14 protein-coding genes are annotated in these 16616 nt (G+C 63.1%); 11 read left to right on the top strand and 3 right to left on the bottom strand.

Features of this window, described 5'->3' with window-relative positions:
* Positions 1 to 139 precede the first annotated feature (139 nt).
* The 6 genes from glf to QFZ53_RS09850 all read left to right on the top strand — a co-directional run bounded on the left by glf (position 140) and on the right by QFZ53_RS09850 (position 8407).
* Positions 140 to 1276, top strand: coding sequence for a UDP-galactopyranose mutase (gene glf / locus QFZ53_RS09825; protein ID WP_307295833.1), 1137 nt, complete (start codon positions 140 to 142; stop codon positions 1274 to 1276).
* Positions 1277 to 1286: 10 nt separating this feature from the next.
* A complete protein-coding gene (locus QFZ53_RS09830) occupies positions 1287 to 3191 on the top strand; it encodes a glycosyltransferase (protein WP_307295836.1) in 1905 nt (634 codons plus the stop codon).
* Between the two features lie 47 nt (positions 3192 to 3238).
* The gene (locus QFZ53_RS09835; RefSeq protein WP_307295839.1) at positions 3239 to 4057 is read left to right on the top strand and encodes an ABC transporter permease; all 819 of its coding nucleotides are present in this window, start codon (positions 3239 to 3241) and stop codon (positions 4055 to 4057) included.
* Positions 4057 to 4791: an ABC transporter ATP-binding protein gene (locus tag QFZ53_RS09840; protein WP_307295841.1), complete on the top strand. Its 735-nt coding sequence runs from the start codon at positions 4057 to 4059 to the stop codon at positions 4789 to 4791. Before QFZ53_RS09835 ends, QFZ53_RS09840 begins: the two co-directional genes overlap by 1 nt.
* A gap of 368 nt (positions 4792 to 5159) precedes the next feature.
* The gene (locus tag QFZ53_RS09845; RefSeq protein WP_307295843.1) at positions 5160 to 6386 is read left to right on the top strand and encodes a glycosyltransferase family 4 protein; all 1227 of its coding nucleotides are present in this window, start codon (positions 5160 to 5162) and stop codon (positions 6384 to 6386) included.
* Positions 6383 to 8407 carry a DUF7657 domain-containing protein gene (locus QFZ53_RS09850; protein WP_444916290.1) on the top strand — a complete coding sequence of 675 codons (2025 nt, stop codon included), beginning with the start codon at positions 6383 to 6385 and terminating at the stop codon, positions 8405 to 8407. The genes QFZ53_RS09845 and QFZ53_RS09850 overlap by 4 nt, the downstream gene beginning before the upstream one ends.
* A 41-nt stretch (positions 8408 to 8448) precedes the next feature.
* Here the strand turns inward: QFZ53_RS09850 and lhgO are convergent, their stop codons facing one another.
* Positions 8449 to 9642, bottom strand: a complete 1194-nt coding sequence (lhgO, locus tag QFZ53_RS09855) for an L-2-hydroxyglutarate oxidase (protein ID WP_307295849.1) — start codon at positions 9640 to 9642, stop codon at positions 8449 to 8451.
* A 132-nt stretch (positions 9643 to 9774) separates the two neighbouring features.
* Between lhgO and QFZ53_RS09860 the strand changes: the two genes are divergently transcribed.
* From QFZ53_RS09860 to QFZ53_RS09870, 3 genes are all read left to right on the top strand, one after another.
* A complete protein-coding gene (locus QFZ53_RS09860; RefSeq protein ID WP_307295850.1) occupies positions 9775 to 10905 on the top strand; it encodes a DegT/DnrJ/EryC1/StrS family aminotransferase in 1131 nt (376 codons plus the stop codon).
* A 31-nt stretch (positions 10906 to 10936) separates the two neighbouring features.
* Positions 10937 to 11863: an NAD-dependent epimerase/dehydratase family protein gene (locus tag QFZ53_RS09865; RefSeq protein WP_307295854.1), complete on the top strand. Its 927-nt coding sequence runs from the start codon at positions 10937 to 10939 to the stop codon at positions 11861 to 11863.
* 79 nt (positions 11864 to 11942) lie between these two features.
* On the top strand, positions 11943 to 12371 hold the full coding sequence (locus tag QFZ53_RS09870) for an acyltransferase (RefSeq protein ID WP_307295856.1): 429 nt from the start codon (positions 11943 to 11945) through the stop codon (positions 12369 to 12371).
* A 106-nt stretch (positions 12372 to 12477) separates the two neighbouring features.
* On the opposite strand, the gene QFZ53_RS09875 is transcribed toward QFZ53_RS09870, so the two are convergent.
* Positions 12478 to 13434: a Gfo/Idh/MocA family protein gene (locus QFZ53_RS09875; RefSeq protein ID WP_307295858.1), complete on the bottom strand. Its 957-nt coding sequence runs from the start codon at positions 13432 to 13434 to the stop codon at positions 12478 to 12480.
* Positions 13431 to 14537: a DegT/DnrJ/EryC1/StrS family aminotransferase gene (locus tag QFZ53_RS09880; protein WP_307295860.1), complete on the bottom strand. Its 1107-nt coding sequence runs from the start codon at positions 14535 to 14537 to the stop codon at positions 13431 to 13433. Before QFZ53_RS09880 ends, QFZ53_RS09875 begins: the two co-directional genes overlap by 4 nt.
* A gap of 182 nt (positions 14538 to 14719) precedes the next feature.
* Between QFZ53_RS09880 and QFZ53_RS09885 the strand changes: the two genes are divergently transcribed.
* A complete protein-coding gene (locus QFZ53_RS09885) occupies positions 14720 to 15709 on the top strand; it encodes a lysylphosphatidylglycerol synthase domain-containing protein (RefSeq protein ID WP_307295863.1) in 990 nt (329 codons plus the stop codon).
* 200 nt (positions 15710 to 15909) lie between these two features.
* Entirely contained in the window at positions 15910 to 16359 is a 450-nt protein-coding gene (locus QFZ53_RS09890) for a hypothetical protein (protein WP_307295866.1), read from the top strand.
* Positions 16360 to 16616 lie beyond the last annotated feature (257 nt).

Genomic DNA, 16616 nt, shown 5'->3' on the forward strand with positions numbered 1-16616 from the left:
GGCAACGAGTTTTCGAGTCGGTGCACCGCACCGCGCCCTCAGCTTGATCGCAACCCCTGCCAGCTAAAATGTGGAAGTGCGTGCCCGGCTTCGGTGCTCGCGCAGCACAACGTCGGTCAGCATTAGGAAAGTTGCATCAATGGATCTCCTCGTCGTCGGGTCGGGTTTCTTCGGCCTCACCATCGCTGAACGAGCCGCCGCCGCGGGCCGCAAAGTAACCGTGATCGATCGCCGGCATCACATCGGCGGCAACGCCTACAGCGAGAACGAAGCCGAGACCGGCATCGAGGTGCACCGCTACGGGGCGCATCTGTTTCACACCTCGAATCCGACGGTGTGGGAGTACGTGAACCGCTTCACGACCTTCACGAACTACGTGCACCGCGTCTACACGAATCACAAGGACATCGTGTTCCCCCTGCCGATCAACCTCGGCACAATCAACCAGTTCTTCAACGCCGCGTACTCGCCGGATGAGGCGCGTGCTCTGGTTCACGAGCTCGCGGGCGAGTTCGATCCGAAGACAGCCCAGAACCTGGAGGAACGGGGAATCGGTCTTATCGGCCGACCGCTGTACGAAGCGTTCATTCGCGACTACACCGCCAAGCAGTGGCAGACCGACCCGAAGGACCTTCCTGCGGAGATCATCAGCAGGCTGCCGGTCCGCTACACCTACGACAACCGCTACTTCAACGACACCTGGGAGGGGCTGCCCATCGACGGGTACACCGCCTGGATCGAGCGGATGGCCGACCACCCGAACATCGAGGTGAAGCTCGACGTCGATTACTTCGATGAGGCGCAGCCGCTGAACAAGAGAGCCACGGTTGGTCAACTCCCGGTCGTCTACACCGGCCCCGTCGACCGGTACTTCGACTACGCGGAGGGCGAGCTGTCCTGGCGCACGCTCGACTTCGAGGAAGAGGTCCTTCCCACGGGGGACTTCCAGGGGACGCCGGTGATGAACTATGCGGACGCAGGCGTGCCGTACACGCGCATCCACGAGTTCCGTCACTTCCACCCCGAGCGTGAGGAGCGCTACCCGAAGGACAAGACGGTCATCATGCGCGAGTTCTCGCGCTTCGCATCGCGCGATGATGAGCCGTACTACCCGGTAAACACGCCTACCGACCGCGCCGGAGTCCTCGCGTATCGCGAGCTCGCAAAGGGGGAGCGAGACGTCCACTTCGGTGGTCGCCTGGGCACCTATCAGTACCTCGACATGCACATGGCCATCGGCTCTGCTCTGTCGATGTGGAACAACAACCTCGCCTGAGAGAGAAGCAATGTTCGACAACGAGAAGAAGCGCTACGTCACTGTCAATCACACTGTCTTCCCCACAGAAGGAGTGGCCGAGGTATCTGCGCTGTACGTAGACACGGGTTCCGGGGACGGCTCGCAGCCGGGCGAGGCGTATGAGATCGTCAGCCGCCGAGGCATCAGGGTCTACGCCCATCGGCGTGTGTCTCTGAGCACGTTTTTCAACGCGTTCCCCGCGAGCTACTGGCAGCACTGGACCAAGGTCCGTGCGGTGCGACTCGTAACGACGGTCGAAGGCCGTGGCTTGATCTCCGTGTACAAGTCCAGCGCTCGTGGCCGGGCATCTGCTCTCGCATCCAAGTCGTTTTCCGACGAGACGGTGACGTTCGACCTTCCGGTGACGTCGTTCATCGACGGCGGGTCCTATTGGTTCGACATCGCCGCAGGCGGCGCCGATGCCACGCTCGTCTCCGCCGAGTGGCAGGTCGCTGCTCCAGATGGATGGACCCCCGGCAAGGCTACGGTGGGGATCACGACGTTCAACCGCCCGTCGTACTGCCTGAACCAGATCATCGCGGTCGGACAGAACGAGCATGTGCACGATGTGCTGGACCGGGTCATCGTCGTGGACCAAGGCACGGACCTCGTGTCGGATCAGCCGGGCTTCACAGAAGCGGCTGATCGGCTGGGCGACAAGCTGGTGATCATTCGCCAACCGAACCTCGGCGGCTCCGGAGGGTTCTCGCGAGCCATGCTCGAGTCTCTGGGATCCGAGGAGAGCACCTACGTCCTGCTCCTCGACGACGACGCCATCTCCGAGCCTGAAGCGATCATCCGCGCCGTTCGATTCGCCGACTTCGCGGCAGCACCGACCATCGTCGGTGGAGGGATGCTTCACCTCGACGACCGTTCGGTCCTTTACACCCAAGGCGAAGTGTGGGACCAGAACAAGTCCTGGATGCGACCGTCAGGTGCCAGCGAGTACGACCACGACTTCGCAGAGGATACGTTGCGCGCCACACCGGAGCTGCACCGCTATCTCGGAGCGGATTTCAACGGCTGGTGGATGTGCCTCATACCGACCACCATCCTTCGCGAGATCGGGCTGTCGCTTCCGGTGTTCCTGAAGTTCGACGACATCGAATACTCGCTCCGCGCTCGCGAGCACGGATATCCCACGGTGTGCCTCCCAGGCGTGGCCGTGTGGCACATGGCGTGGCACGACAAGGATCCGACGCGCACGTGGGAGGAGTACTTCATCCACCGCAACCGCGTCATCACGGGGCTGCTGCACTCGCACGTGCGCAACGGAGGATTCCTTCCCTTGCACTCCTTCCTCGGCGACATCAAACTTCTGTTCATGCTGCAGTACTCCGCTGTGCGCCTTAGGCACGAGGCTATGCGGGACGTCTTTCGGGGACCGGGCGGTCTTCCGGATCTCCTGCCGCGCAAGCAGGCCGAGATCCGCGAAATGCGGACGCAGTTCATCGACTCCAAGGTCGTAGAGGATTTTTCTGCACTGCCCCCGGTGCGGCGTTCGTCTGTCGCGGTCATGGGAGCCGTGAGCAAGCCGTCGAATCCGATCTCGGCGCTGATCCTTGCTGCACGGGTCGGTGTGCGCCAATTGGTGATCAAGCAATCGTCGGGGAGTCGGCGCAACCCGGAGCGTATCATTCCGGCGCAGGACATCACCTGGTGGCGATTCGCCGACATCGACTCAGCTCTGGTCACGTCTCCCGACGGGCTCGGCGTCGCCTGGTACCAGCGCGATAGAGCGATGATGCACCGCTTCCTGTGGCGCAGCATCCGTCTGAATCTACGACTCGCCACGAACTGGGGCCGCCTCGCGGCTCAATACGCGGAGGGGACCCCAAGGATCACGTCCGCGGACGAATGGCGGAGGACATTCGACAGTGTCCAGCAGGACTGACGACGTGTCGGCACCGCAGCGTGCCGGCATGACCCGGCGGGGGTGAGATGAGAGGTTCGACCACCGGGGCCCCGGGGACGCCCCGGAGATACCTGCATTCGCTGTGGCTGCTGTCTGCCCGGGATCTGAAGGTCCGCTATTCCACGAGCATGCTCGGGTATCTGTGGTCAGTGCTCGATCCGCTGGTGATGAGTGCCATCTACTGGTTCGTCTTCACTCAGGTGTTCCATCGCGACGTGGGTGAGGAACCGTACATCGTCTTCCTGATCAGCGCGCTGCTGCCGTGGGTGTGGTTCAACGCCGCAGTCGGCGATTTCACCAGAGCGTTCAAGAAGGACGCCCGGCTGGTCCGCTCGACGGCGATCCCCCGCTCGATCTGGGTGAACCGCATCGTGCTGAGCAAGGGCATGGAGTATCTGTTCTCACTGCCGGTCCTCGTCCTCTTCATCGTGGTGAACCTGCTGATCGAGAAGAACCCCGACCAGGTGGTCCAGGTCGGGTGGGGTGTGCTCTGGCTGCCGGTGGCCATCCTTCTGCAGACGGTCCTTCTCGTGGGCCTCGGTCTCCTGATCGCCCCGCTCTGCGTCATGTACGTCGACCTCGAACGCACGACCGCCCTCATCCTGCGCGCGATGTTCTACGCGACGCCGATCATCTACAACGTCACCGATCTTCCGGGCATCGCGCAGACGCTGGGAGCGTTCAACCCGCTCGCGGGCATCTTCATGCTGTATCGGATGCCGTTCTTCCCCGAACAGTGGAATCCCTTCGCCCTCATGATCAGCGTGCTGATGAGCCTGTTCATCCTCGTGCTCGGCGCCTGGGTGTTCCGCCGTCTCGAGCGCCCCGTGCTGAAGGAGCTGTGATGACGGCTGCGATCGAAGTCCACGACCTCGGCGTGCGGTTCCGGCGCAACCGCCGTGGCCGTCGCAATTTCAAAGACCTGTTCGCCGGCGCCAAGCGCCGTTCGCGCCCCGGCGAGTTCTGGGCCCTGCGCGGAGTCTCCTTCTCGGTGCAGCAGGGTGAATCGATCGGCGTCGTCGGGCGAAACGGTCAGGGCAAGTCGACTCTGCTCCGCCTCGTCGCGGGTGTCCTCCTGTCCGACGAGGGAACCGTGACGGTCAACGGGGGAGTGGCGCCGCTGATCGAGATCACGGGCGGCTTCGTCGGAGACCTCAGCGTGCGCGAGAACGTGCGCCTCACCGCGGGATTGCACGGCATGTCCCGCGACGAGGTGTCGCGGCGATACGACGGCATCATCGAGTTCGCCGAACTGGGCGGCTTCGAGGACACCCCCTACAAGCATCTCTCCAACGGCATGAAGGTGCGCCTCGCGTTCTCGGTCGTCTCCCAACTCGACGAGCCGATCCTGCTCGTCGACGAGGTCCTCGCCGTGGGCGACAAAGCCTTTCGCGAGAAGTGCTATAAACGCATCGACGAGCTCCTCGCGGAGGGGCGCACCCTGTTCTTCGTCAGCCACAACGAGCGCGACCTGCGGCGTTTCTGCACTCGCGGCCTCTATCTCGACAAGGGCGGTCTCGTTCTCGACGCCCCGATCGCCGAGGTGCTCGATCGCTACAACTCAGACCACCCGAGCTGACTGGGGCACGCAGAGCTCGTCCGGACGCGGCGGACTCCCGTGGGAGCGGTGACAACAGGGTCGAAGGATCGTCGTGATTGCGCGACCTGACAGTTACGACATGAGGCACGGCTCGCTGTCCGCGCTCGGCCGGGGTGGACCCTCCGGAACGTCGCTTACGCGGCCAAAGATATTGCGGATGCGAGTCCGTCACGTGGCCTCCGATGATGGCATGTCGGCTGGTCTGAGCAAGCCGAGATCCGTGAAACTTCGATCTCGCTCTCCGACGGATTTCGAGGTGTGATCCCCGAACTAGCGCGCGTCACAGGGTTGGCCCGAGAACAGTCGGATAAGATGAGCCGTCCGTCACCTCCTACGCGCGCAGGAACATGAGAATAGTCGTCGTCAATAACTTCTTCCCACCGCGACCGGGCGGATCCTCCCATCTCGCGGACAACCTCGCACGCGAGTACGCCAACGCGGGGCACGAGGTTCTTGTGTTAACCGCAACCTATGCGGATGCTCCCACGCACGAGAATCGCGACGGGTTCGAGATTGTTCGTATTCCTGCCTGGACGCTCCCGAAGACCAGGTTTGCCGCGAACTTCGACATAGGTTTCACGATCTCACCTCGGGCGAAGCGCCGCGTTTTCGATATTCTGGACGATTTCGCTCCCGACGTCGTCCATCAGCACGGTCAGTTCTTCGATTTGACATGGCTTAGTGGATGGTGGGCGCGCTCACGCAAGCGCCCGACGCTTCTCAGCATCCACACGCGTCTCGAAAGCCCGCTCAGCCGGTTCAACTCCTTCGTCTACTCGACAGCCGACCGACTCCTTGTCGCGCCGTTGATGAGACTCCATCGCCCGACGCTTGTCGTGATGGACAAGCTGATGGATCGTTACATCGACAAGCGGTATTCGAGGAGTATCTCCGGCAAAGTGGTCATTCCCGTTGGGATCGATCCGGAGAAGATGCAAGGCGGGGACGCTGCAGTCGTCCCGGCACAACTGGAGACTGGCGATCGCCCCCTTATCGTCTCGCTTGGACACGTGATCCCGCAGCGGAACCGACTCGCACTTATCCGAGCCTTGCCAAGGGTGCTGTCGATGCACCCGCTGGCCGTGGTAGTCATCGTCGGAGGCGTCTATCATGACGAGTTCCTTACACTCGCCAGAGAGCTCGGAGTGGAGGATTCTGTCAGAGCCGTGGGCGCGCGTCCGTCGCGGGAGATTCCCGACTACCTGGCTGCGGCGGTCGTCGAGGTCCATGAACTCGAGGGTCAAGGCTTCGGCACGGCGAGCCTCGAGGCGTTGGCGGCCGGAGTGCCCGTCGTCGCAGGGGTCCGCGCGGACAACTTCATCAGCATCCCGCTTCGACACGGGGAAGACCTCTTCCTTGTACCTGGTCGTTCGGAGGGCGATGACAGGGCCGACGTCGGCGCCCTCGCCGATATGTTGATCGGCATTCTCGATGATCCGGCGGCGGCGCGGACATCCGTATCGGCCAATGCGCAGTCTCTGATCGATGACCATTTCACTATCCGGCATGTCGCCGCTGCACACCTCGAGGCGCTTGAAGCGATGAGAGGCGACTACGGGCGCGAGGACGTATGAGCGGTTTGACCGACTGGTACCGACGCGTCACGACGCCGCGGGAAGACGGACTTCCGAATGGCAAGGTGATCGGAGTACCCCTGGGCGCGCTGGGGCTCCTGTTCGCTGTACTCGTGATCCTTGGTATCACCGGCTCTTCGACCGGTGTTGTGCATTCGCTGATTAGCAGCAGCAGCGACCCGAATCTCATTGCAGGGTCTCCGGAGACGATCCGGAGCGACGAGTGGTTCGTGCAGACTACGTGGACAATCTCGCAGGTGGAGCAGGGGCTCCCGATCAGAAACGACACTTTCCCCGGCGGTATGGATGCCACCGTCCAGCACGACCTTCCCACGCGGGACTGGTCCACCGCGCTGCGTCCGCATCTCTGGGGTTTTCTCGCTCTACCGCTGGACCAGGCGATGGCAGTGAAATGGTGGCTGCCCGGGTTCGTCATGATGGCGGCGCTGTTCCTCTTCGTGATCTTCCTCCTCCCTCGGCAACCGGTCACGGCGACGTTGATCTCCCTCGGCTTCTATTTCGCTCCATTCCTGCAATGGTGGTTCCTGTCGATCACGTTCTATCCGCCGGCCTGGGCATTCCTCGTCATTGCAACGCTCGTCTGGTGCCTCAGATCGAGAGCAAGGGTTGGTCGGTGGGTGCTCGCGGCGCTCGTCGCCTATCTGACCGCGGCCATGGGCACGGGAATCTACGTTCCCTTCATCGTTCCGGTCGTCTGGGTGGTCGCTGCTTTCGCGATCGGTTCGGTGCTCATGCCATCGGAGATCCATCCGCGGTTCCGTGAACGAGCGGCGGCCATCGTCCCCGTGCTCGTGGCTGGCGTGGTCGGTGTGACACTCCTGTGCGTGTGGGTGTTCACGCGTTGGGACACGATCGTGGGTTTCACGAGCACCGTCTACCCGGGGGAACGGCTGCAGCCCGTGGGTGAAGGGGGGCAGTCAGAGCTGGCAGCATTGCTGAGCGGTCCGTTCTCCCCGATGCTTGGGCCCAGCGGTGGTGCACCGTGGGGGGTGAACAGCTCCGAGGCCGCGACTTTCCTCCTGCCTGGGCTGTTCCTGTTCTTCCCCCTTGTGTGGGCTGCCCTCCGGAGGCAGCGAGACGGACGCGGGGCAGACTGGCTCTCCTGGGCTTTAGTCGCGGTCGGATTGCTCTTCCTCGCCTACATCTTCCTTCCCGGATGGGATGCCGTATCGCATCTGCTCCTGCTCGATCGAACCACCTACGGGCGCATCAGGCTTGGTTTCGGAGTGCTGAGTGTCGTGGTCATCATCGTGCTCGCTGTCCGACTTGCGGAGGAGCGGAGAGCGAAGGGGAAGCTGCCGCTCTGGCCCGCTTTGACCGCAGTGGCAGCAGCTGCGGGGGGCATCGGAGTCGCAGCGTTCATAGGTTCATCGGCAGACTTCAGCTTCCGGAACTTCGCCGGCACGAACCCATTCTCAACCGCAATCACAGCCTTATGCCTAGTTCTCTTCCTCGGCGCCGTGTTGTTCTTCGCTCGCGGCCACCTGACCCTCGGAGCGAGCCTGCTTCTGCTGGCTGCCTTCGCGTCGACAGCGAATATCAACCCTGTGTACCGTGGAGTGCTGGATCTCCGCGAGACGGCCGCTGTCCAGGCCATCGAAGATATCAATCGAGACGCGCCAGGGCGCTGGGTCGGCGTCGCGTCATCCCCCCTCTCGACGATGATGCTCGTCGAGGCAGGTGTGGCTTCTTACAACGGATTCCAGAGCACGCCTTCGAGTGCGATGTGGGATCAGATCGACCCCGGCGGAGACAGCGAGACGATGTGGAACCGTCTCGCCAACGTCTCTTGGGTGATCGGTGAAGGCGACCCCGATCCGCGGAATCCGGCTCCGGATCAGATCCTGCTCACGTTCGACTCCTGCGGCGCGTTCGCGCAGCACAACGTGCAGTACGTCATCGCCGAGGAAGTCATTGACGAGGGGTGCGTCCATCTGCTGACGTCAACCGAGGATGGACCGACAACGATGCGGATCTACGAGGTGATCCCCGCGTCCTGACTGCTCCGGAGGGCACAATGCACCGCTCCCGGCGGTGTGTTTCAACTGTCGAGGAGTCCTGCCTTGCGTGAGATGTGCTCGGCGATCACGAGAGCAGAGGTCGCCGCAGGAGACGGTGCGTTCAGCACGTGAACCTGTTGCGGCCCCAGTTCGAAGAGGAAGTCGTCGACGAGTTTGCCGTCGCGGGCTATCGCCTGCGCGCGGATTCCTGCAGGGGAGGGAGTCAGATCTCGTGCCTCGATCCCGGGTACAAGACGCGAGAGGCTGTCGGCGAACCGCTTCCGAGAGAAGGAGCGGAGCACTTCGGCGACGCCGACCGGAATGTTGTGCGACGCCATACGCAAGAATCCCGGGTAAGTGATGTCCCCGAGTGCTTCCGGGATGTTCATCTTCGCCCAGCTGTAGCTCTCACGGCCGAGCGCGGTCACCGCGTTGGGCCCTGCGTGACGGCTCCCGTCGGTCATCTTGGTCAGGTGCACGCCGAGGAACGGGAGCTCGGGGTCGGGGACCGGGTAGATCAACCCCTGGACGAGATGCTCCTTCTCCTTGGAGAGATGGAAGTACTCTCCGCGGAACGGCACGATCCTCGCGGCGGGGCGCAGCCCAGCCATGCGGGCCACCTTGTCGCTCTGGAGGCCTGCGCAGTTGACGAGCACGTCCGCTCGTACGACGCCCTTCGAGTGCTCGACGACGATCTTGCCGTTCTCCGAGCGAATCGCGCGTGCGGCCGCGCCGAGCACCATCTCTGCGCCTCGTTCGGCTGCGGTCTCCGCCAGTCGACGGCTCACGGCGCCGTAGTCGATGATCCCCGTCGTCTCAACGCGCAGTGCGGCGACGCAGGAGACATGCGGCTCGAACTCGTGGGCCTTTGCGGCGCTGAGCCAGCGCGTCGGGACGCCGTTGGCGGTCGCACGCCGCTCGAGCTCCTTCAGGTTGGCGATCTCCTTCTCGCTCGTCGCCACGATCAGCTTGCCGGTGAATTCGTGGGGGATGCCGTTCTCCACAGCGAAGCGACGCATGCTCGCGTTTCCCTCGACGCACATCTGCGCCTTGAGAGAACCGGGCTTGTAGTAAGGGCCCGCATGGATGACACCTGAATTGCGTCCGGTCTGGTGAAGCGCCCAGTCTTCCTCCTTCTCAAGGACGACTACCCCTCTGCCTGCCCGCGCCGCTCGCTCTGCGACTGCGAGGCCGATGATGCCCCCGCCGATGATGACGACGTTGTTTCCGGCCACGACAGATCTCCCTTGAGCACAACGGTGAGTAGGATGGTCAGGTGGCGATCCTGGTACGCACACCACGGTTCGATCCTACGTCTCCGAGGGCCGTGGAATCTCCGGCCCCATCCTCCATGCGAAAGGCGAACGATGTCGCACACCGTCGCGCTCGGCGAACCGACTGTCGGACCAGAAGAGCTCGCGGCGGTGCAGCGCGTATTCGATTCCGGGTGGCTGTCCGGAGCCGGCCCCACCTGTCGTGAATTCGAAGGCAGATTCGCCGAGGCTGTCGGTACAGCGCATGCTCTGGCTACGAGCAACTGCGGTTCCGCCCTTCACCTTGGTCTTGAGGTCCTCGGAGTGAAGCCGGGTGATGAGGTCATCGTGGGGGACTACACGTTCCCGGCGACCGGCCATTCGGTGATGTGGACCGGGGCGCGTCCTGTCTTCGCCGACATCCGCCCCGACATCTGGTCGGCGGATCCGGCCTCCGTCGAGGCCTCGATCACCGAGCGAACCGTCGGCATCATTGCGGTCGACGTGTTCGGACAGCCCGCCGACTACGACGAGCTCCGTGCGATCGCCGACAAGCACGGCCTTTTCCTGATGGAGGATGCCGCATGCTCCGCTGGCGCGTCGTACAAAGGGCGTCCCGCGGGAAGCCTGGCGGATGTCGCTACATTCAGCTTCCACGGGCGCAAGGGGATCACCGCGGGCGAGGGCGGCGCCCTCGTTACCGATCGCGAAGACCTCGCCACGCACGCCCGCAAGCTGCACACCTATGGCATCGCCCCTGCCCTGTCACGTGAGGGAAGCTCCTCACTTCCCATCCCTTCCTTCGACGAAGCAGGGTACAACTACCGGCTCTCCGACATCTCGGCAGGCATCATGATGGCGCAGCTCGACCGGCTGCCCGGACTCGTCGCGCGTCGCGGGCAGATCGCCGCTGCATATGAGGAGCGGCTCCTCCACGTGGAGGGCGTCACTGCACCCGTCGCACTTGAAGACCGGGTGCATCCGTGGCAGTCGTACGTGGTGACCCTCGACGAGGGGATCGATCGCGGAGTGGTCGCGACGCACCTCCGTCAGAACGGCGTGCAGTGCAACTTCGGCACCTATGCGTCGCACGTCCAGCCGGTCTACCAGTTCGATCGCTCACTTCCGGTGTCGGCCGATCTGTTCATGCGCCACCTCGCGGTCCCCATGCACGCGAACCTGAGCGACGCCGATGTCGACAGGGTCGTCGAAGTCCTCACCGAGGCAGTCGCGGTCGCGCGCTGAGCGCGGCCGATCACAAATAAGGAGTGAATGGATGACCGAGAAGAAGGTCTTCGTTGTTGGAGGTGCTGGCTTCATCGGCCTTCACGTCGTGGAGCGGCTCGTCGACGAGGGGTGGACCGTCCGCATCTTCGACAACATGTGGCGTGGTGACCGCGACCGTGCAAACGAGTTCGCCAAGACCGGCAAGGTCGACGTCATCGACCAGGACATCCGTAACGGAGCTGCCGTCCGCGCCGCGATGCAGGGCTTCGACTACGTGATCAACCTCGCGGCGGACTCGATCAACAAGTCCGTAGCCGATCCCTACTCTTCTTTCGATACGAACGTGGTAGGCATGCACAACGTGATCGCGGCAGCGTCGGACCTCGGGGTGAAGCGCGTCGTTATCGCATCCAGCGCCTCAGTCTATGGCGATCCCGAGAAGCTGCCGATGCACGAGGACGACAAGCTGAGCCCGCTGACGCCGTACTGCATCGGCAAGCGCACCGCCGAGGACATCCTCGGCTACTACAATCGCCAGAAGGGGCTGCCCTGGATCGCGCTCCGGTTCTTCAACGTGTACGGGGAGGGGCAGAAGACCACCGCGTACTACACGTCGGTCATCAACCACTTCGTCAACCGCCTCAAGAACGGAGAGGCCCCGGTCATCGATGGCGAAGGCAAGCAGTCGATGGACTTCATCCATGTCAAGGACATTGCCCGGGCCGTGGTCCTCTCGCTCACCTCGGAGAAGGCGAATGTGCCCATCAATGTCGGTACGGGTATTGATACGACCGTTGCGGACTTGGCTCGCATCCTGATCGATGCCGTCGGTGCGGATGTGGAACCGCAGTTCAACCCGCGCCCCGTCCTCGTTTCACGACGCGCGGCCGACACGACGCGGGCGAAAGAAGTTCTCGGATTCGAAGCAGAGATCGATGTCGTCTCGGGCATGACACGGCTCGTGCAGAACTCCTGACATAGAGAGATCTGGCGGGGTGCGATGGTTCGATCGTCGCGCCCCGTTTTCCGTCCCCGACCAGGCAGGTGAGGAAAGAATGAGCGTGATTCCCGACAACCCCTACAACGAGCATGCGTGGATTATCGGAGAACCGAAGGTGGGAGACGGAACCTGGATCGGGGCGTTCACCCTCATCGACGGTTCAGGTGGGCTCACGATCGGATCAGGCTGCGACATCTCGTCTGGAGTTCATATATACACCCATTCCAGCGCTAAACGCTGTGTCTCGGGACGTGCCTACGGCGAGATCGACCGTGAGCCGGTGACCATCGGCAATCGCGTGTTTATCGGGGCGAACGCCGTGATCAACATGGGAGTCACTATCGGAGATGAGGCCGTCGTCGGGGCGGGGGCCGTCGTGACGACGTCCGTGCCCCCGCGCACTATCGTGGCGGGAGTTCCAGCACGTGTGATCGGGACCGTCGATCTCAGTAGACCGAGCGTACCGCGGTTCGAAAAGGACTGAGGACTCGTCTTTCTCGGAGCTTCGTTCCGCATGCAAGCCTCGAACTTCGAGCATCGCGTCGGGTGCTGCTCGAAGTTCGGGCTTGCGCCACATTCGGGTGAAACGCTCAGCTATCGCGAAGACTTAAGAGTGTGTCAATCACGGCGTGCGAGGGGAGGATCGACCGACGCTCCTCATCGGGATCCGCAATGCCGTCGAGCAGATCGACGAAGTGATCGAACTGGGCGGCAAGCGGCTCCCGAGAATTCGTGATCTCAGGGATCTCGATGGAGGTTTGTTGGCGATAGCCGCGACCGTCCTCATCGGCGTCGCCGGACACGTGCCGGTACACGGTCACGGTGCGGCGGAGCAGGTCGACCTCGATCAGGCGGTCCAACTCGTGGATGAGAAGTGTGCGGTCTTTGCGCTGCCCGATCCGGCTCGCCGAGAGCTGCGCGAGCTGTCCTCCCGCGAAGCTCAGAGATGCGGTCGCCACGTCTTCAGCTCCTTCTACCGAATCGGGGTGGAAGTACCCGACAGACCCATCTACCTTGCTTGGGATGCTGCCGAGCACATTGATGGCCAGATCGACGTCGTGGATAAGGAGATCCCACGCGACGCCGGTCCGGATGCGCGGTGCATAGGGGGAGTGACGGGTCGCCGTAACGTGCACCGGACTGTTCACGAAGTGCTTCGCGGTGAGAACGGCCGGGTTGTAGCGCTCCAGCAGTCCGCAGAGGATCGGTACACCGGCCTGCTCTGACAGCTCGAGGATCTCGCGTGTCTTCGCCAAACCGTTCACGACCGGCTTCTCCACGAGCAACGGCTTACCGGCGTCGAGCACCGCGCGCGCGAGGGCATCGTGGGCCTCGGTGGATGCGGCGATGATCACGGCGTCCACATCTGCGAGGTCTCCCAGCTCAGGGGTCCAGGCCGTTCCGAAGCGTGCCGCGACGGCCTCTCCGACCGACCTGCGGCTGTCGATGATGCGTGCCAACTTTGCTCGCCCAGACGCAGCTACCACTCGAGCGTGGTAGCTGCCCATCGTGCCGGCTCCGACCAGCGCGATCCGGGGGACGCTCATCGGCTGGCTCCCATGATCGTACGGATCGACGACACGATCGTGTCGAGCTGTTCGCGGGTGAGGTGATTATGAACGGGCAAAGAGACGACTTGCCTCGCGATCCGCTCCGCGACAGGAGTCGGTTCGATTACGACGTCGCCTCGATCGCGATACGCATCGTAGTCGAAGACCAGTCGTGGGTAGTAGACACCGGCACCGATGCCGGCGTCGTTCATGCGCTCGACGAATTCGTCACGGGTCACCGGTGCGTCCTCGGTGATGCGGATCGTGTACTGGTGCCAGACGTGCCGACGCCCGGAGAGCTCCACGGGTGTGATCACACCTTCGATCCCCGCAAGACCTTCGCTGAGGTACGCAGCGTTTGCGCCGCGGGTCTCGACGACGTTGTCGTAGCGATCGAGTTGAGGCAACACCAGCGCGGCCTGCAGATCGGTCAGGCGATAGTTCTGGCCGAGCATCGCGTAGTCGTAGCGCGCGCGCATGCCCTGATTGCGCAGGATGCGCAGACGTTCGGCGAGCACGTCATCGTCAGTCGTGATCATCCCACCCTCGCCGGTCGTCAGGTTTTTGGTGGCATAGAACGAGAACGAGCCGATGTCGTAGCTCCCGGCTGCCTTGCTGCCCAGCATGCTGCCGTGCGCCTGCGCCGAGTCCTCGAGAATCCGGAGGCCCCGTGCGGAGGCTATCGCGGAGATGGCGTCCATCTCCGCGATCTGGCCGAAGATGTGCACGGGCATCAGCACTTTCGTGCGGTCGCTCAGGCGCTCGCTGATCGTTGCCGCTGTGACATTGAAGTCGTCCTCCGAGATGTCAGCGAACCGTGCAGTCGCCCCAGCCTCAAGGATCGCGTTGAGGGTCGCGGCGAATGTGAACGGGCTCGTGATCACCTCATCGCCCGGAGATAGATCAAGGCACCGCAGCGATGCGATGAGGGAGGTCGTCCCGTTGTTCACCGCGATCGCGTGGCGGACACCTGTCAGTTCCGCGAAGCGCTTCTCGAACTCCGCTACAAGAGGTCCCTGCGCAACTCGGCCGGAGCGGAGCACCTCGAGCACGAGACGCTCTTCGTCAGCCCCGAACTCGACGACGGTGATTGGTATCATGAGGCCTAACTCATCTTTGGTGAAGGTGAACCTGATAAGCATATCGTCGCGTCACCATTGGCCCGGATCGTGCGTCGCGGATGGATCGTCGCATATGATCGCATTCGTTTCGCAAGAGAGAGAGACTCCTCATCGCTGAATCCCGCAGCGCCCGATCCTGGGCGCTTCTGATCCTGCGCTACGTGCTACTCGCCCTCGTTCTGGGCTTCGCCGCGTACTATCTGATCTCTCAGTGGGATGCCGTGTCTGCAGCGATAAAGCTCATCGCATGGCAGTCGGCCGTACTCTCCTTCCTACTGGTCCTCGCCGGACTCGTCTTCGGCACGATCAGCTGGATCGCGATCCTCACCGGGCTCGGCGACCGTGTCCCTTTCCTGCGGGCGGCGCAGATTCTCCTGGTGGGCCAGCTCGGCAAGTACGTGCCGGGCTCAGTCTGGTCCTACGTGATGCAAATGGAACTCGGACGCCAGTACAACGTGTCGCGCCCGAGGGTACTCATCACTTCGCTCTACGCGGCGGGTGTCGGTGTGGTCGCGTCTCTGATTCTCGGAGCGCTTGCTACGCCGCTTCTCTCACAGAACGAGCCTGAGCTACTCTGGCTCTTCGCCCTACTGCCCATCGGTCTGCTGTGCTTGCACCCTGCGGTGATGACGTGGCTGGCGTCACTCGTGCTGAAGGCGTTTCGTCGACCGCCGCTCGATCACCGCGTTCGGCTTTCGACGATCGCGATCGCTCTCGGCGCGTCCATCGTCTCGTACCTCTGCTACGGCCTCCATCTGACCCTGCTCGTGAATTCACTCGCAGATCCTGACCCTCAAACGATAGTTCTGCTCACAGGAGCTATGGCGATCGGCTTCTCCCTGAGCCTGTTCGCGTTCCTCCTCCCCTCCGGCATCGGGGTCCGCGAGGCTGTCCTCGTGGCCGCCATGGCCAGTTTGATCTCACTCCCGCAGGCGGCCGCGGTGAGTGCTGTGTCCCGCATGATGTTCACGCTCGGAGATCTAGCAGCCGCGGGGATCGCGGTGCTGTTCGTCGTTGTGATGCGGCGCCGTCTCCGAGATGAAGGATCAATCAGCACGCTTGATCTCGGTGGAGAACACGCGACGCCGCGCCCCGGGGGACCGCAGGCAGAGAATCGCGGTTCGACAGACGTGAAGGACGCGATCTCATGAATCAGATCCATCCCACAGCCGTTATCGGCGGAGGAGCCCTGCTCGGCGCTGACAATGTCGTCGGTCCCCACGTCGTGATCCACTCGGGAGTCCGACTGGGAGACGGCAACTGGATAGGCGCAGGTGCGGTGCTGGGCGCACCTCCGGAGATACGCTCATTCGCCCACCCGCGGCGGCCAGAAGAGTCGTTCGGGGCCGGGTTGGCCATCGGTTCGAATAACGTGATCCGTGAAGGAGCGCAGATCCATCAGGGATCTCAGCACGAGACATCCGTGGGGGATGACACGTTCATTATGAACCAGTCTTACATCGCACACGACTGCGTGCTTGGGGACGGCGTCACGCTCGCCTCCAGCGTGCTGCTGGCGGGGCATGTGACAATCGCTCCCCACGCAAATCTCGGGCTCGGGACGACCGTGCATCAGTTCAGAAGCGTGGGCAGAGGAGCTATGGTCGGCATGGGCTCCGTCGTAACGGCCGATATCCCCGCGTTCGCGAAGGCATACGGCGTTCCGGCTCGTGTCATCGGCGCGAATGTCGTCGGCATGCAACGTTCCGGAATCCTCGAAGCGGATGCACTGGAACTCGATCGTCGATACCGTGACGGCCTCGACTACGACGAGATCGTCGCACGTCTGACGGGGGCCTAGATGCGCCATGCCGGGCGACGCTGTTGGGTCTGCCGATGGCGTGTCGTGGCACCCATCGTGAGCGGGTCGTCGTGAACGGACCAGACCGTTGCGGACTGAAACACGGCTCGCTGCTAGCTCTGCACGGGCTGGATGCCAACTAAGCCGCGAGGGCTTGGCTGAGTCGGCTGCGTTCGACGGATCCCAAGCGGCGGCGCGCTCGCTCGGCCGGAAGAAAGTCGACACGCGCAACACGGCTGCATCACGCCCGCGCTGTC

Origin of the sequence: Microbacterium natoriense (genome assembly GCF_030816295.1) — a bacterium.
Lineage (GTDB): Bacteria > Actinomycetota > Actinomycetes > Actinomycetales > Microbacteriaceae > Microbacterium > Microbacterium natoriense_A.

Coding starts and splice junctions, on each gene's coding strand:
- glf (WP_307295833.1), top strand. CDS start 140: ATGGATCTCCTCGTCGTCGGGTCGGGTTTCTTCGGCCTCACCATCGCT.
- QFZ53_RS09830 (WP_307295836.1), top strand. CDS start 1,287: ATGTTCGACAACGAGAAGAAGCGCTACGTCACTGTCAATCACACTGTC.
- QFZ53_RS09835 (WP_307295839.1), top strand. CDS start 3,239: ATGAGAGGTTCGACCACCGGGGCCCCGGGGACGCCCCGGAGATACCTG.
- QFZ53_RS09840 (WP_307295841.1), top strand. CDS start 4,057: ATGACGGCTGCGATCGAAGTCCACGACCTCGGCGTGCGGTTCCGGCGC.
- QFZ53_RS09845 (WP_307295843.1), top strand. CDS start 5,160: ATGAGAATAGTCGTCGTCAATAACTTCTTCCCACCGCGACCGGGCGGA.
- QFZ53_RS09850 (WP_444916290.1), top strand. CDS start 6,383: ATGAGCGGTTTGACCGACTGGTACCGACGCGTCACGACGCCGCGGGAA.
- QFZ53_RS09860 (WP_307295850.1), top strand. CDS start 9,775: ATGTCGCACACCGTCGCGCTCGGCGAACCGACTGTCGGACCAGAAGAG.
- QFZ53_RS09865 (WP_307295854.1), top strand. CDS start 10,937: ATGACCGAGAAGAAGGTCTTCGTTGTTGGAGGTGCTGGCTTCATCGGC.
- QFZ53_RS09870 (WP_307295856.1), top strand. CDS start 11,943: ATGAGCGTGATTCCCGACAACCCCTACAACGAGCATGCGTGGATTATC.
- QFZ53_RS09875 (WP_307295858.1), bottom strand. CDS start 13,434: ATGAGCGTCCCCCGGATCGCGCTGGTCGGAGCCGGCACGATGGGCAGC.
- QFZ53_RS09880 (WP_307295860.1), bottom strand. CDS start 14,537: ATGATACCAATCACCGTCGTCGAGTTCGGGGCTGACGAAGAGCGTCTC.